We start from the raw sequence: 14,044 nt of genomic DNA, 5'->3' as shown, positions 1-14,044 counted from the left end.
GCAATCATCTGACGCAACCTTCCAGCGACACCTTCTGCAGTGATTGATCTAGGCATCTCCAAAATGGCGCTCATCGGCGCCGTGGCGCTGATCGTTATCGGCCCGGAGAAACTGCCGCGCGTGGCGCGCACCGTGGGTACGTTGCTTGGTAAGGCGCAGCGTTATGTGGCCGACGTCAAAAACGAGGTCAACCGCTCCATGGAGCTGGACGAGCTCAAGAAAATGAAAGAAACCGTCGAGGGAGCCGCCCGCGACGTCGAGAACTCCATCCAGACCAACGCCAGCGATTTCGAAAAATCCTGGGCCGAGGCCACGGGAGAGTCGTCCTCCGGCGCTTTGCCGGGCATGGAAATCTTCCCCGAGTACAGGCACCCGAAAAAGAAGTGGCGGCTCAAGCAGGGCGCGACACCGCAGTGGTACAAGGCCCGTTCGGGCGTGCGTACCAAGGCCCAGTCCGGCGCGGCCCGCGTGGCGCGCTTCCGTCCGCAGCCGGGCCGCATGCCTTGAGCTGCTTTTCTGCTGATTCCTTCCTGTTTGCGTGCCTCCCCGCGCAGCCCCACCAGCGCAAATTCCCCTCATGAGCGATCCCCACACCGACAAGCCCGACGAACTCGCGGGCACCGAACAGCCTTTTGTGCAGCACCTCGTGGAGCTGCGCGACCGGATGATCAAGGCGGTGATTGCCATCGGCATTGCGGCCGCCGTGCTGGCGGTGTACCCCGGCGCCAGCGCCCTCTATGACCTGATGGCCGCACCGCTGGTGGCTACGCTTCCCAAGGGCGCCACGCTGATCGCCATCAGCGTGATCACGCCGTTCGTGGTACCCATCAAGATACTCTTCATGGCCGCCTTCATGATCGCACTGCCGGTGGTGCTGTACCAGGTGTGGGCCTTCGTCGCGCCGGGCCTGTATTCGCATGAGAAAAAACTGGTCATGCCGCTGGTGGTTTCCAGCACCCTGCTGTTTTTCATCGGCGTGGCGTTTTGTTATTACTTCGTGTTTGGCCAGGTGTTTGCCTTCATCCAGAGCTTTGCGCCCAAGTCCATCACGGCTACGCCGGACATCGAGGAATACCTGAGCTTCGTGCTGGGCATGTTCCTGGCGTTCGGGCTGGCCTTTGAAGTGCCGATTGCGGTCATTTTGCTGGTGCGCATGGGCATACTCACCGTGGCCCAGCTGCGCCAATACCGCGGCTATTTCTGGGTGATTGCCGCCATCGGCACCGCCCTGGTCACGCCGCCCGACGCCGGTTCCATGATCATGCTGCTGATGGTGGTGGGCGGGCTGTATGAGGTCGGCATCCTGGCGGCCCTGTTGTTCGTCAAGCACACCAAGGTGCCAGAGACCGACAGTGACACCGAAGCGGCCAAGCCCTGATTTTCCGCCGGGGCTGTTCAAAAAACCTTGGATAAAAATGGCTGCAGCCCAATATGGCCGGGCGCAAGCAGCTATTAACTCAATAGCACCTTCGCATTGATGGCTGCGGGCTCCCCGCCGCCCCGGCCGGTCAGCGCTGCTGAACCTTGGGCCGCTGGCGCTTGCCGGGCGTCACCGGGATCTCGGTCTGCTTGTCCTTGCGCAGCACCGTCAACGGCGCCGGCGTACCGGGCTTGAGGGCTGCCACAGCGGTCAACAACTGGCTCACGTTGCGCACGCCCTTGCCGTTCACGGCGGTGATCACGTCGCCGGGCAGAAGGCCGGCCTGCGCGGCCGGGCCGTTCTGCAGCACGCCGGTGATGATGACACCACCCTCTTTGGCCGCAGCCGCCGGAAGGCCGAATGTTTCAGCGAGTTCGGGGTTGAGGTCCTGCGGCTCCACACCGATCCAGCCCCGTGTGACCTGGCCGTCCTTCACGATGCCGTCGAGCACCAGCTTGGCGGTCGACACCGGGATGGCAAAACCAATGCCCATGGAGCCGCCCGAGCGCGAATAAATCGCGGTGTTGATGCCCATCAGGTTGCCGTTCACGTCGACCAGCGCGCCGCCCGAGTTGCCGGGGTTGATGGCGGCGTCGGTCTGGATGAAATTTTCAAAGGTGTTGATGCCCAGCTGGTTGCGCCCCAGTGCGCTCACGATACCGCCGGTGACCGTCTGGCCCACGCCAAACGGGTTGCCGATGGCCAGCACGGCGTCGCCCACCTGCAAGGCGTCGGAGTTGCCCAGCACGATGACGGGCAGCTTGTCCAGGTCGATCTTGAGGATGGCCAGGTCGGTGTCCGGGTCGGTGCCTATGACCTGTGCTTTTGCCTTGCGCGTGTCGTTGAGGATGACTTCGATCTCGTCGGCGCCTTCCACCACGTGGTTGTTGGTCAGGATGTAGCCGCTGGCGCTGATGATGACGCCGCTGCCCAGTCCGCCCTGCGGTTCATTGGGGCTCTGGTCGCCGAAGAAAAACTTGAACCACGGGTCTTCGGCATGCGGGTTTTTGGCAGCGGCCTTGCTGGTGTTGATGCTGACCACAGCCGCCGAGGCAATTTTGGCCGCCGACGCGAAGCCGCTTCCGGCGCCGCCGCTGCGCGGCGCGCTGCCGGCCGGGGCCTCGATGACGGACACGCCCGGCATATTGCCGCGGTCCAGCCACTGCGGCTTGAGCGTGGCCACCACGAAGTAGGCCGCCAGCAGGACGGTGACGGTTTGGGAAAAAAGAAGCCAGGTGCGTTTCATGAGGCGTGAAGGTCGGCGTGCCGGTACGAAGGTGCGGAAGACGAAATGGGGCGGGAATCCGGGGCGGCACAGGGCCGGAAGGGGCGCGGCGCCAACTGATGGAGTTTATCGCTTCGGGTTCCCGCTCGCTGTAAGGAAGCACGCCGGCTGGCTCCGGTACCATGTTCCCGGCTGCCGCAAGGCCGCAGCCGCGGGCAGCCTGAACCGCTGCCCGCGGTCAACAACCATAACGGAGGTGACAACATGCATCAGTGTTCAAGGCGGACCTGGCTCGCGCGTGGCGCGGCCGCATTGACAGCGGGTTCGGCGGGACTGGCATTGCCGGTTCTGGCCGCACCCACGGCGACGAAATTTCCGGCCAGTGTGGTGGCGCAGGGCACCACACTGCAGCTCAATGGCGCCGGCACCCGCTTCAAGGCCATTTTCAAGGTCTATGACATGGCCCTGTACACGAGCCGCAAGGTCTCGTCGGCCGACGAGGCGATGAAGCTGGGCACGCCCATCCGCCTGGCTTTTGTGGCGCTGCGCGAAGTCTCCGGCACCGACCTGGGCCGGCTCTTCCTGCGAGGCATGGCCGACAATTCAAGCCGCGACGCTGTCAGCCGCCACTCGGTGTCGAGCAACCGTTTGATCGATATCTTCTCGGGCCGCAGCAAGCTGATGCCCGGCGATTCGTTCGCGATGGAGTTCATGCCGGGCAAGGGCACCAGCTTTTTCATCGCCGAGCAGCCGCAGGGCGCAGCGGTCGGTGATGCGGAGTTCTTTCGCATGGTGCTGGGCATCTGGCTGGGGTCCGTTCCGGCCGACTTCATGCTCAAGGACGCCTTGCTGGGCCTCGAGAAAAGCTGATCGTCCTGAGGCAGCGCCCTGAGACAATGGGGCCATGAGCACCACACGACAGGACTTGCTGCAGGCCTTTGACACGCTTTTGCAGCCCGCGCGTTTCAAGGACTACGGCCCCAACGGCCTGCAGGTCGAAGGCAAACCCTTGGTCGGCAAGATCGTCTCCGGCGTTACCGCCAGCCTGGCGCTGATCGAAGCGGCGATTGCGGCGCAGGCTGACGCCGTCTTTGTGCACCACGGCCTGTTCTGGCGCGGCCAGGACGGCCGCGTCACGGGCTGGATGAAGCAGCGCCTGGCCATGTTGCTGGCGCACGACATCAACCTCTATGCCTACCACCTGCCACTGGACGCGCATCCCGAGCTCGGCAACAACGCCCAGCTGGGCTTGCAACTGGGCCTCACGGCGACGGGGCGATTCGGCGAACAGGACCTGGGTTTTATCGGTGGGCGTGTCGACGGAGGGCAGTTTTCAGATGCCGGCGCACTGGCAACACATGTGGAAAAAGTGCTTGATCGGGCTGTAACCAAAGCAGGACCAGCGCAAGCAGCTATCAAAAACATAGCATGGTGCACAGGCGGCGCGCAGGGGTATTTTGAGGCGGCGATTGCCGCAGGCGCCGACGCCTTCATCACCGGCGAGATTTCCGAACCCCAGGCGCACTACGCGCGCGAGATGGGCGTGGTCTTTATTGCCTGCGGGCACCACGCCTCCGAGCGCTACGGCGCGCCGGCCGTGGCGGCGCAGGTTGCCACGCAGCTCGGCCTGGCCCACCAGTTCATCGACATCGACAACCCGGCCTGAAGCGTTTCTTGCGGGGATCAGGCCGGCTTGTGGCGCTGCCGCCCGGTTCGGCTGGCGTTGGGGCTGGCGTTAGGGCCGGCGGGTTTGGCCCGCAGCGGGGTTTGCGGCGCGGCGTTTCGCAGCGCATGCCAGCTGGAGCCCAGCTCGGCATGCTCCACCGGCACGGCGGTGCGGGTTTCCGGGTCCAGCAGGGCGGCGCGGGAGCGCATGGCGCGGGCAGCCTGCGCCACAGACTGCGCTTCGTGCAGCAGCTGGGCGACGTCCTTGCCGGCGACCGACAGATGAACGATGCCGACGGCAATGTCCGGCTTGATCCGGGCGCGCCCCCCGCCCAGGGCCGTCACGTCCATCGGCCGGCGCAGGTCGGAGGCCACGCGCAGGCCCAGTGTGCGTATCCAGCGCGGCGAATGCATGGTTTCCAGCAGCACGACAAAGCAGCGGTCATAGTAGCGGCCGGCCGGGTTGACGGCGCCGGTGTGGCGCTGAATGCGGCGCGCCATCTGGATGTAGATTTCGTTCAGGCCGGCCTGGCCAATCTGGGGCAGCAGGCCTTCGGGCTCGAACAGCAGCACGGCCATCAGCGCGCCGTCGCGCCGCGTGCGCAGACGCCGGCGCTGCGCACGGATGATTTTCTGCACCATCGCCACGCCGTCATAGAGCTGGGTGATCGGGTCATGCCCCGACGCTTCGCCGTGCTTCAACTGCCGGGTCTGCCGGTTGCGCAGCCACAGCATGGCGGCCGTGATGACCACACTGAGCAAGGCTGCCATAGCCACGCCGGCCTGCAGCGGCAGTGAAAACCGGGTGGGGCTCAGCGCCAGGCCGTACAGACCGATCTGCGCGGGCAGCGTCAGCAGGCAGCCCAGCGCCAGGCCCCAGGCCAGCCGGTCACCGAGTTGCGTGGCGCGAACCGACAGCCACAGCACTACGGAAAGATTGACGACGGCGAGTGTTGCCGAGGCGGGCAGGGCCCACTGCGGCTCCAGCAGCAGGCAGAGCGGCCCGCCGGCGATGCAGACCAGCGTGATGGTTAGCAGGCTGACCTTCATCAGGTGGTCGCGCTGGTGGGCCGACAGCCATTTGCTGGCGCCGAAGCTGCCCATCGACGCGCAAGCCGGCCCGACAAGCAGTTGCGCAATGCCCAGCGACTCCTTGCCGTCCGGCCAGAGCTCCATGGGCAGGCCGCTCAGCAGCATCACCACCAGCCAGCAAAGCGCGAGGTAAGCCAGGGTCTGCCAGGCAGCGCGGGTGCGGCTGTAAAGGGCATCGGCCAGGGCCAGCAGCAGCACCAGGCCAAGTGCGCCGGCCGCAGCACTCCACAGCATCATTTCACCGTCGGACATCAGGACGGGCATGGCAGCATTCATGGCAGGCTGATGTCCTGTGCGCCGGCGAGCTGCCGCTGCGATGTGGTTTGCGCCAAAATACCCCCAGCATGCATCTGACCGACCCCCCTGAATTCATTGATCCGGCGCTGCGCTGTGCAGCCGGTGTGTTGACCTGTTTCTTTGTGATTATGGGGTTTCCTGTAACCAAATGCACCCTGTGGCCGCAATTCACCGCGGCGGCGCCCGGCTTGTGAACAAGCCGCTGCTCATCACCATGGGTGACGCCGCCGGCATCGGCCCGGAGATCATCGCCAGGGCTTTTCGCGACGCGCCCGTTGAAATGGCGGGCTGCGCCGTGGTAGGCGATGTCGCCACGATGCGCCGCGCTGCCGCGCTGACAGCGTCCCCGCTGGCGCTGCCGGTGGCCCGGCTGGACGCCCTGGCCGATGCGGCGGGGGTGCCGCCCCATTGCATCGGGGTGTTGCAAAAATGCGAGTTGGAGACCGTGCCTTACGGCCAGGTCAATGCGCGGGCGGGCCAGGCTGCGGCTGACTGCATCGTCTGGGCGGCGCGCAGCGTGCTGGGTGGCGAGGCATGCGCCATGGTGACGGCGCCCATCCACAAGGAGGCACTGGCGGCGGCCGGTGGCTGGGTGGCCGCTTTTCCGGGCCACACCGAAATGCTTCAGGCCGAGGCGGCCGCTTTTCTGGGTAAATCGGCGGCGGACGTGCCGGTGCGCATGATGCTGGCCAACGATGAACTCAAGACCGTGTTGGTAAGCATTCACATGTCACTGCGGCGCGCCATTGAGGCCGTCACCTTTGACAACGTGTTGCAGACCTTGCGCATCACGCACAGCGCGGTGGCTGCCAGCCTGGGCCGGGCACCGCGCATCGCGGTGGCGGGGCTGAATCCGCACGCCGGTGAAGGCGGACTGTTCGGCAGCGAAGAGCAGGCCATCATCGCGCCGGCCATCGCTGCCGCCCGCGCGCAAGGGCTGGATGTGAGCGGTCCCTTCGCACCCGACACGGTGTTCATGCGTGCACGCCATGCTGTCGGCAAACCCGGCGAGTTTGACGTGGTGGTGGCGATGTACCACGACCAGGGGTTGATCCCGGTCAAATACCTGGGCGTGGAGCAGGGCGTTAACGTGACGCTGGGGCTGCCGCTGGTGCGCACGAGCCCCGACCACGGCACGGCGTTTGACATCGCCGGCACGGGGCGCGCGGACGCATCCAGCTTGCTGGCGGCTGTTCGCATGGCGCGCCAGCTTGTTGCCGGCTGAAAATTCAAGCGAAATCGGGCCCTGGCCCAATAGGAGCCTGCGCAAGCAGCTATTAAATCAATAGCATAGCCATGCCTTCGCAAGCGGGGGCCGCGGTCTGGCTTTGCCAGCCGCAAGGCGCCGTCCCCTGTAGGGGAGAGGCCCGCTACACGAAGTGAGCGGGCAACAGGGGGGTTACTTTTTTAGACTGTCGCGGATTTCGCGCAGCAGCACGATGTCTTCAGGTGGCGCGGCGGGCGGTGGTGCGGCTTCGTGGTGACGCTTGAGCCGGTTGATCTGCTTGACCATCAGGAAAATGATGAAAGCCAGGATGACGAAGTTGACGCTCACCGTCAGGAAGTGGCCATAGGCAAAGACCGGGACCCCAGCCTTTTTGAGGGCTTCAAGCGACATGTCGGTGCCCGGCGGCACAGTGCCCAGCAATACGTACATGCTGGAAAAGTCCAGCTTGCCGAAGACCAGGCCCACCAGCGGCATGATCAGGTCGCTCACCACGGCGTCGACGATCTTGCCGAAAGCGGCGCCAATGATCACGCCTACGGCCAGATCGATCACATTGCCCTTGACGGCAAATTCCTTGAATTCCTGCATCATTCCCATGAGTCTCTCCTGTTATTGGTAGCGGTTGCCGGCCGTACCGGCGTTCTGCAAAAAATGATTATGAAGGCTGGCCGTGTTTTCGGGCGGTGCGAAAGGCGCGGCTTGCAACAAAGTATGCGAAGGCGGCCGGCTGCCTTAAAAACGGGCACTTCCGGCCCAGCCATGCGGGCTGCCGCCGCCCGGGCCGGGCCCTCCGCCTTGAAAAACGACATCGCGCTCCGCTACAATTGCGGGTTGACCCCACTAAGCCTCCCACCAAGCCTATTTCAAGCCAGTTCTTGAAGGACTCTCATGACCCAAGCAAGCGAAGCAAGCGCGAACGGTGTGCCCCACGGCGCCCCCGTCGATAAAGATAAAAGAAACTGGCTCGTGGCCACCTGCGCTGTAGGCGGCGCAGGCGTTGCAGCCACCGCAATCCCCTTTGTCAGCACTTTCCAGCCCTCCGAAAAAGCCAAGGCTGCCGGTGCGGCCGTCGAGGTCGATATCTCCGGCGTGAAACCCGGCGAAAAGATCACGGTGGAATGGCGCGGCAAGCCCGTCTGGATCATCAAACGCACGCCCGAGCAGCTCGCCGAGCTGCCCAAGGTCGATGCCCTCCTGGCCGACCCCAAATCCGAGCGCAAGCCCGACGAACTGACCCCCGAATACGCCCGCAACGAAAACCGCTCCATCAAGCCCGAAACGCTGGTGGTGGTGGGCATTTGCTCGCACCTGGGCTGCTCGCCCTCTGACAAGTTCCAGCCCGGCGCACAGCCTTCGCTGCCCAACGACTGGGCCGGCGGCTTCCTGTGCCCCTGCCATGGCTCGACCTTCGACATGGCCGGCCGTGTGTACAAGAACAAGCCGGCGCCGGACAACCTGGAAGTGCCGCCGCACATGTACCTTTCGGACACCCGTCTGCTGATTGGTGAAGACAAGAAGGCCTGAGGCGCTTGCCTTAACCCGCGTTAACCAAGCTCCTTCACAAGACCCTGTAGCCAGCACCTGATACCCGCCGACCTTTCTGCCGCGTACCAGGTGCTTGCCAAAGAATCCCACCGAACCAGGATCAGTTATGGCTGAATTCAAAGAAATTTCCCCCGATGCCCCGCTCGCCGTCAAGGCGATGAACTGGGTCGACAACCGGTTTCCCGCCAGCAAGCTCTACAAAGAGCACATGAGCGAGTACTACGCACCGAAGAACTTCAACTTCTGGTACATCTTCGGCTCGCTGGCCATGCTGGTGCTGGTCATCCAGATCGTCACCGGCATCTTCCTCACGATGAATTACAAGCCCGACGCCGCACTGGCTTTCGGCTCTGTCGAATACATCATGCGCGACGTCCCCTGGGGCTGGCTGATCCGTTACATGCACTCCACCGGCGCTTCCGCTTTCTTCGTGGTGGTTTACCTGCACATGTTCCGCGGCCTGCTCTACGGCAGCTACCGCAAGCCGCGCGAGCTGGTCTGGATCTTCGGCTGCGCGATTTTCCTGTGCCTGATGGCCGAGGCCTTCATGGGCTACCTGCTGCCATGGGGCCAGATGAGCTACTGGGGCGCCCAGGTGATCGTCAACCTGTTTGCCGCCATCCCTTTCATCGGCCCTGACCTCGCGCTGCTGATCCGCGGCGACTATGTGGTCGGTGACGCGACGCTGAACCGCTTCTTTGCTTTCCACGTCATTGCCGTGCCGCTGGTGCTGCTGGGCCTGGTGGCCGCGCACATCATCGCGCTGCATGAAGTCGGCTCCAACAATCCCGACGGCGTTGAAATCAAGGGCCCGAATGCGCCGAAGGACGCCGCAGGCCACCCGCTGGACGGCATACCCTTCCACCCTTACTACACGGTGCACGACATCTTCGGTGTGAGCGTCTTCCTGATGATCTTCACGGCGATCATCTTTTTCGCGCCCGAGTTCGGCGGCTACTTCCTGGAGTACAACAACTTCATCCCGGCCGACCCGCTGAAGACGCCTGCGCACATCGCACCGGTCTGGTACTTCACGCCTTACTACTCGATGCTGCGCGCCATCACCGGTGAAATGGCCGGTGCACTGGGCATCATCGCGATCGTCGCCGCAGTGCTTGCCGCCCGCAAACTCTCCGGCATCTTCAAGCCAGCCGTGCTGGTGATTGCCGTCGGCGCGGCCTTGCTGCTGGGCTTGCTGCCTTCCATCGCCAACTGGATCGGCCTGGTCATTCCTTCCGCCGGCGCAGGCATCGCGCAAGGCCTGGATGCGCTGGCCAAACCGCTGGCCGGCGTGCCTTTCCTGGGCGAGCTCTGGGGCATGATGATCAAGGGTATCGACGCCAAGTTCTGGGGCGTGGTCGTGATGGGTGGTGCGGTCATCATCCTGTTCTTCCTGCCATGGCTGGACCACAGCCCGGTCAAGTCCATCCGCTACCGCCCTGACTGGCACAAATACCTCTACGGCATTTTTGTCGTGAATTTCCTGGTACTCGGTTACCTGGGTGTTCAACCGCCATCGGCCATCGGTGAGCGCGTGTCCCAGCTCGGCACCCTGTTCTATTTTGGTTTCTTCCTTTTGATGCCGTGGTGGAGCCGCCTGGGTACGCCTAAAACGCCGCCTGACCGTATTATTTTCCACGGTCACTAAGCAGGAGATAACAACAATGAAAAAACTGATTTTTTCCCTGATCGCGGCCCTCGGCCTGGTTGCCGGTGCACACGCTTCCGAAGGCGGTATTGCCTGGGACAAGGCACCGAACAACACGAATGACCTGGGCTCGCTGCAAAACGGTGCCAAGCTGTTCGTCAATTACTGCCTGAACTGCCACTCCGCTGCTTTCATGCGCTTCAACCGCCTGAAAGACATCGGCCTGACCGAGCAACAAATCAAGGACAACCTGCTGTTCACGACCGAAAAGGTCGGCGACACCATGAAGGCTGCGATTGATCCCAAGCAGGCGAAGGACTGGTTCGGCGGCAATCCGCCCGACCTGACCGTGATTGCACGTTCGCGATCGGGTGCCGGCGGCACGGGTGCCGACTATCTTTACACTTACCTGCGCAGCTACTACCCCGACAACACCAAAGCCACGGGCTGGAACAACCGCGCTTTCCCGAGTGTGGCCATGCCGCATGTGTTGTGGGAACTGCAGGGCACGCGCGAGCCGCAGTACGACTACAAGGAAGAGCACGGCCATAAAGTGGAGATTTTTAAGGGTTGGAAGCAGCTCACCCCCGGCACCATGACGCAGTTGCAGTATGACCAGGCGATGGGCGACCTCGTGGGCTACCTGCAATGGATGGGCGAGCCGGCCCAGAACACCCGTATTCGCGTCGGCGTCTGGGTGCTGATTTTCCTTCTCGGCTTGACCTTTGTTGCCTGGCGCCTGAATGCGGCGTTCTGGAAAGACGTCAAGTAATTTTTCGCCGGGGCTAAGCTCCCGGCACCTTCTGGAGTGGATGCTTTCAATGTATCCACTCCTTTGCATTTAGGAGTTCCGCACCATGATGGTCCTTTATTCAGGCACGACCTGCCCCTTCTCGCACCGCTGCCGTTTTGTGCTGTTTGAAAAGGGCATGGACTTCGAAATTCGCGATGTTGACCTGTACAACAAGCCGGAAGACATCAATGTGATGAACCCATACGGACAGGTACCTATCCTGGTCGAGCGCGACCTGATCCTGTACGAATCGAACATCATCAACGAGTACATCGACGAGCGCTTTCCGCACCCGCAACTCATGCCCGGCGACCCGGTTGACCGCGCGCGCGTTCGCCTCTTCCTGCTGAACTTCGAAAAAGAACTGTTCGTCCACGTCAGCACGCTGGAATCGCGCGCCTCCAAAGGCAACGAAAAGGCGCTTGAAAAAGCCCGTTCGCATATCCGCGACCGCCTGACGCAGCTCGCACCGATCTTCCTGAAAAACAAGTTCATGCTCGGCGATAACTTTTCCATGCTGGACGTGGCGATTGCCCCGCTGCTGTGGCGCCTGGACTACTACGACATTGACCTGTCGAAAAATGCCGCACCGCTGCTCAAGTATGCGGAACGCATCTTTTCGCGCCCCGCCTATATCGAAGCGCTGACGCCTTCCGAAAAGGTCATGCGGAAATAATGGCCCCCACGCTTGCCACTGCGTGTACCTTCGGCTGTGCGCTGCCCCTTGCAAGAAGAAGAGGGGCGCTGCGCCTGCGGCCCGGCGAAGCCGGATCCGCGGCCCTGGCTGGCGAAGAGAGATCTCTCACGGCCGGTGAAGAGGGTGCCCATATGATGGTTCGGGTTTAACTTGGCTGAATTCATGAACGCCCTGGACTCCACGTCAACGCGACCGTATCTGATACGGGCTTTGTACGAGTGGTGCACTGACAACGGCTTCACGCCTTATGTGGCCGTGTCGGTGGACGACACCGTGCAGGTGCCGCGCGAGTACGTCAAGAACAACGAGATCGTGCTCAACATCAGTTTTGACGCGACCTCGTCACTCAAGCTCGGCAACGATTTCATCGAGTTCAAGGCGCGGTTTGCCGGCAGTGCCCGGGAAATCATGGTGCCCATCAGCCACGTGATTGCGATCTATGCCCGCGAAAACGGGCAAGGCATGGCCTTTCCCATGGTTGCGGCTTCCGCCGGTCCGGTTTCCGGCGCTGAGGCGGGCGCCGAAGACCCTCATGGCGCACCTCCGGTGGCTGCCGCGCCGGCTGCGCATCCGCACAATCCGGCGGAAGGCCCGGAAAAGATCATGCAGCTGGTGCCCGAAAGCAGCGCAGATTCGCAAGCCGATGACGGTTCCGAGCCGCCGGATCCGCCCAAGTCGCCGCGCACACGGCCTTCACTGAAACGGGTCAAGTAAAATAGCTTTGTGCCGCTTTAGCTCAGTTGGTAGAGCAACCGCCTTGTAAGCGGTAGGTCGTCAGTTCGATTCCGACAAGCGGCACCATTTTCCCTTTCCTGTTGCCTTCCCCATGCCATATGGGTACCATACGCTACGAAATTGGTAGCAGGCAATGTGATCAACATGCGGGCCACGACGTATTGAGGCTTCTGTGAGCCGGTCTGGACGACTACTTTTTGGCTATTAGTATCTTGAGCCGAATTGATGTAACCTTCCAACCTTTGCCGAGAAGGCGCGCCTGGATCAGGGGGAGCAACTGCCGGATTTTTGCAGCAGCCGCATTGCCATTCACCAGCAGGCACCAGGTTTCACCGTCAATCGGTCCGGCCTGAACGGCGGGCCGCAGGGCTTCAGGAAGCAGCGATTCAATGGCCTTGAGCCTTTCGCCGGACTCCTGAACGAGTTCCGTCAGCCGTGCCAGGGAAGGTGAATTCCCGGCCGCCTGGTAAACGGAAAGCGCCTGGGGAAGGCGCCGGTCAGTGGTCATGATGGGCAGATAGCAGCCTGGCAAGCGCAAGCTGAAAAAAAAGAGGTAGACAAGTGCATTTGATTATCACGGATGCGTGGCTGGCGAAAAGCCGGGCCATTTATTTAAGCGGTACCAAACTGGTGCTGGCCGGCTTTGTCGCCGCCCTGGCGCTCATGCTCGTGGCTGCGGGTCTCTATCACTGGGTGTTCCTCAAGGGAGCGCGGGAAGGCTGGCCGGTCGTCGGCTCGCTGGTCAAGCTCATGGTCAAGGACGAATTCGACCAGCGTGACCGCTTTATGCGTGAAAACCTCGATGTCATGGCCAGGCGGGTCGGTGAAATGCAGGCCAAGATGATGCAGCTCGAAGCGCTCGGCGAGCGGGTGTCGGGCCTGGCAGGGGTCAGCCCGAATGACATCAAGGTGACGCCTGGCCGCGGCGGCGTGCTGGTGGCGGGTCCTTCGCTGACCATGGAAGAGCTGCAAGCTACCCTGGCTGACCTGGACAAACTGACCGACCAGCGCGTGGATCTCATGACCGTGATGGAGTCGCGCCTCTTCGACCAGAAGATCAAGAAAATGATGGTTCCCACCCAGGAGCCGGTGGCCGGTGGCAATCTGGGCTCACCTTTCGGCTGGCGCATTGACCCGATGAACGGACGCTCCGCCTTGCACACCGGCCTGGATTTCCCGTCCGAGCCGGGTACCGCGATTCTTGCCGCCGCAGGCGGTGTGGTCGTCACGCAGGAATACCACCCCGCCTACGGCAACATGGTGGAAATCGACCACGGCAACGAACTCGTCACACGCTACGCCCATGCGTCCCGCGTGCTGGTCAAAAAAGGCGACCTGATCAAGCGCGGCCAGAAGATTGCAGAAGTGGGCACCACGGGCCGTTCCACCGGTCCGCACCTGCATTTCGAGGTGCTGGTCCAGGGCGTCTTTCAGGACCCGCAAAAATTCCTGACCGCAGGGCAAAAACTGCCCGGGCCCACGGTGGCAGCGGTTTCTCCGCGGCCGGCTGTGCCGGCTCCCCAGCTGCCGCGCCCCCACTAGGCGCTTGCCGCTGCCGTGCCACGTGCACGGCTTTTGGCTTGCCGCTGCGGTTTTACGGCGGCGGGCCATGCGACTCCCTTGGCAGAGTTAAAATCAGGGGTTTGGGCCCAGTTGAAGTAACTGTTGGCGCCCACACCTAGGTTCCGTACACAAAAAG

16 protein-coding genes and 1 tRNA gene are annotated in these 14,044 nt (G+C 62.7%); 13 read left to right on the top strand and 4 right to left on the bottom strand.

Features of this window, described 5'->3' with window-relative positions:
* The first annotated feature begins 39 nt into the window (after positions 1-39).
* Both tatB and tatC read left to right on the top strand, forming a co-directional pair.
* Positions 40-507 carry a Sec-independent protein translocase protein TatB gene (gene tatB / locus AC1DZE_RS10705; protein WP_457279703.1) on the top strand — a complete coding sequence of 156 codons (468 nt, stop codon included), beginning with the start codon at positions 40-42 and terminating at the stop codon, positions 505-507.
* Positions 508-577: 70 nt separating this feature from the next.
* Complete coding sequence (gene tatC / locus AC1DZE_RS10700) at positions 578-1,378, top strand: twin-arginine translocase subunit TatC (RefSeq protein WP_477672777.1); 801 nt, start codon at positions 578-580, stop codon at positions 1,376-1,378.
* Positions 1,379-1,508: 130 nt separating this feature from the next.
* On the opposite strand, the gene AC1DZE_RS10695 is transcribed toward tatC, so the two are convergent.
* A complete protein-coding gene (locus tag AC1DZE_RS10695) occupies positions 1,509-2,666 on the bottom strand; it encodes a S1C family serine protease (protein ID WP_477669856.1) in 1,158 nt (385 codons plus the stop codon).
* A 243-nt stretch (positions 2,667-2,909) separates the two neighbouring features.
* On the opposite strand from AC1DZE_RS10695, the gene AC1DZE_RS10690 reads away from it, so the two are divergent.
* Together AC1DZE_RS10690 and AC1DZE_RS10685 are read left to right on the top strand one after the other, a co-directional pair.
* On the top strand, positions 2,910-3,515 hold the full coding sequence (locus tag AC1DZE_RS10690; RefSeq protein ID WP_477669855.1) for a chalcone isomerase family protein: 606 nt from the start codon (positions 2,910-2,912) through the stop codon (positions 3,513-3,515).
* A gap of 34 nt (positions 3,516-3,549) precedes the next feature.
* The gene (locus tag AC1DZE_RS10685) at positions 3,550-4,311 is read left to right on the top strand and encodes a Nif3-like dinuclear metal center hexameric protein (protein ID WP_477672779.1); all 762 of its coding nucleotides are present in this window, start codon (positions 3,550-3,552) and stop codon (positions 4,309-4,311) included.
* Between the two features lie 17 nt (positions 4,312-4,328).
* On the opposite strand, the gene AC1DZE_RS10680 is transcribed toward AC1DZE_RS10685, so the two are convergent.
* Positions 4,329-5,678, bottom strand: a complete 1,350-nt coding sequence (locus AC1DZE_RS10680; RefSeq protein WP_477672780.1) for a hypothetical protein — start codon at positions 5,676-5,678, stop codon at positions 4,329-4,331.
* Positions 5,679-5,746: 68 nt separating this feature from the next.
* Between AC1DZE_RS10680 and AC1DZE_RS10675 the strand changes: the two genes are divergently transcribed.
* Both AC1DZE_RS10675 and pdxA read left to right on the top strand, forming a co-directional pair.
* The gene (locus AC1DZE_RS10675; RefSeq protein WP_477700017.1) at positions 5,747-5,893 is read left to right on the top strand and encodes a hypothetical protein; all 147 of its coding nucleotides are present in this window, start codon (positions 5,747-5,749) and stop codon (positions 5,891-5,893) included.
* Positions 5,894-5,913: 20 nt separating this feature from the next.
* The gene (gene pdxA, locus AC1DZE_RS10670) at positions 5,914-6,924 is read left to right on the top strand and encodes a 4-hydroxythreonine-4-phosphate dehydrogenase PdxA (protein WP_477672781.1); all 1,011 of its coding nucleotides are present in this window, start codon (positions 5,914-5,916) and stop codon (positions 6,922-6,924) included.
* A 174-nt stretch (positions 6,925-7,098) separates the two neighbouring features.
* Here the strand turns inward: pdxA and mscL are convergent, their stop codons facing one another.
* Positions 7,099-7,524: a large conductance mechanosensitive channel protein MscL gene (gene mscL, locus AC1DZE_RS10665; RefSeq protein WP_457279696.1), complete on the bottom strand. Its 426-nt coding sequence runs from the start codon at positions 7,522-7,524 to the stop codon at positions 7,099-7,101.
* Between the two features lie 291 nt (positions 7,525-7,815).
* On the opposite strand from mscL, the gene petA reads away from it, so the two are divergent.
* The 6 genes from petA (at position 7,816) to AC1DZE_RS10635 (ending at position 12,411) form a co-directional block, all read left to right on the top strand.
* Positions 7,816-8,451 carry a ubiquinol-cytochrome c reductase iron-sulfur subunit gene (petA, locus tag AC1DZE_RS10660; protein WP_457279695.1) on the top strand — a complete coding sequence of 212 codons (636 nt, stop codon included), beginning with the start codon at positions 7,816-7,818 and terminating at the stop codon, positions 8,449-8,451.
* Positions 8,452-8,578: 127 nt separating this feature from the next.
* The gene (locus tag AC1DZE_RS10655) at positions 8,579-10,120 is read left to right on the top strand and encodes a cytochrome b (protein ID WP_477669850.1); all 1,542 of its coding nucleotides are present in this window, start codon (positions 8,579-8,581) and stop codon (positions 10,118-10,120) included.
* 16 nt (positions 10,121-10,136) lie between these two features.
* Complete coding sequence (locus AC1DZE_RS10650) at positions 10,137-10,892, top strand: cytochrome c1 (protein ID WP_477669849.1); 756 nt, start codon at positions 10,137-10,139, stop codon at positions 10,890-10,892.
* Positions 10,893-10,977: 85 nt separating this feature from the next.
* Positions 10,978-11,589 (top strand): glutathione S-transferase N-terminal domain-containing protein, encoded by a 612-nt coding sequence (locus tag AC1DZE_RS10645; protein WP_007868077.1) that lies wholly within the window; start codon positions 10,978-10,980, stop codon positions 11,587-11,589.
* A gap of 183 nt (positions 11,590-11,772) precedes the next feature.
* Positions 11,773-12,324: a ClpXP protease specificity-enhancing factor gene (locus AC1DZE_RS10640; RefSeq protein WP_477669848.1), complete on the top strand. Its 552-nt coding sequence runs from the start codon at positions 11,773-11,775 to the stop codon at positions 12,322-12,324.
* An 11-nt stretch (positions 12,325-12,335) separates the two neighbouring features.
* Positions 12,336-12,411, top strand: a tRNA-Thr gene (locus tag AC1DZE_RS10635).
* A 124-nt stretch (positions 12,412-12,535) separates the two neighbouring features.
* On the opposite strand, the gene AC1DZE_RS10630 is transcribed toward AC1DZE_RS10635, so the two are convergent.
* Positions 12,536-12,853, bottom strand: a complete 318-nt coding sequence (locus AC1DZE_RS10630) for a hypothetical protein (protein ID WP_477649133.1) — start codon at positions 12,851-12,853, stop codon at positions 12,536-12,538.
* A gap of 53 nt (positions 12,854-12,906) precedes the next feature.
* Between AC1DZE_RS10630 and AC1DZE_RS10625 the strand changes: the two genes are divergently transcribed.
* Positions 12,907-13,887: a M23 family metallopeptidase gene (locus AC1DZE_RS10625; RefSeq protein WP_457279690.1), complete on the top strand. Its 981-nt coding sequence runs from the start codon at positions 12,907-12,909 to the stop codon at positions 13,885-13,887.
* Positions 13,888-14,044 lie beyond the last annotated feature (157 nt).

The sequence above is a fragment of the Polaromonas sp. P1_F1 genome, assembly GCF_056405795.1.
This window is presented reverse-complemented; position numbering and strand designations above follow the sequence as displayed.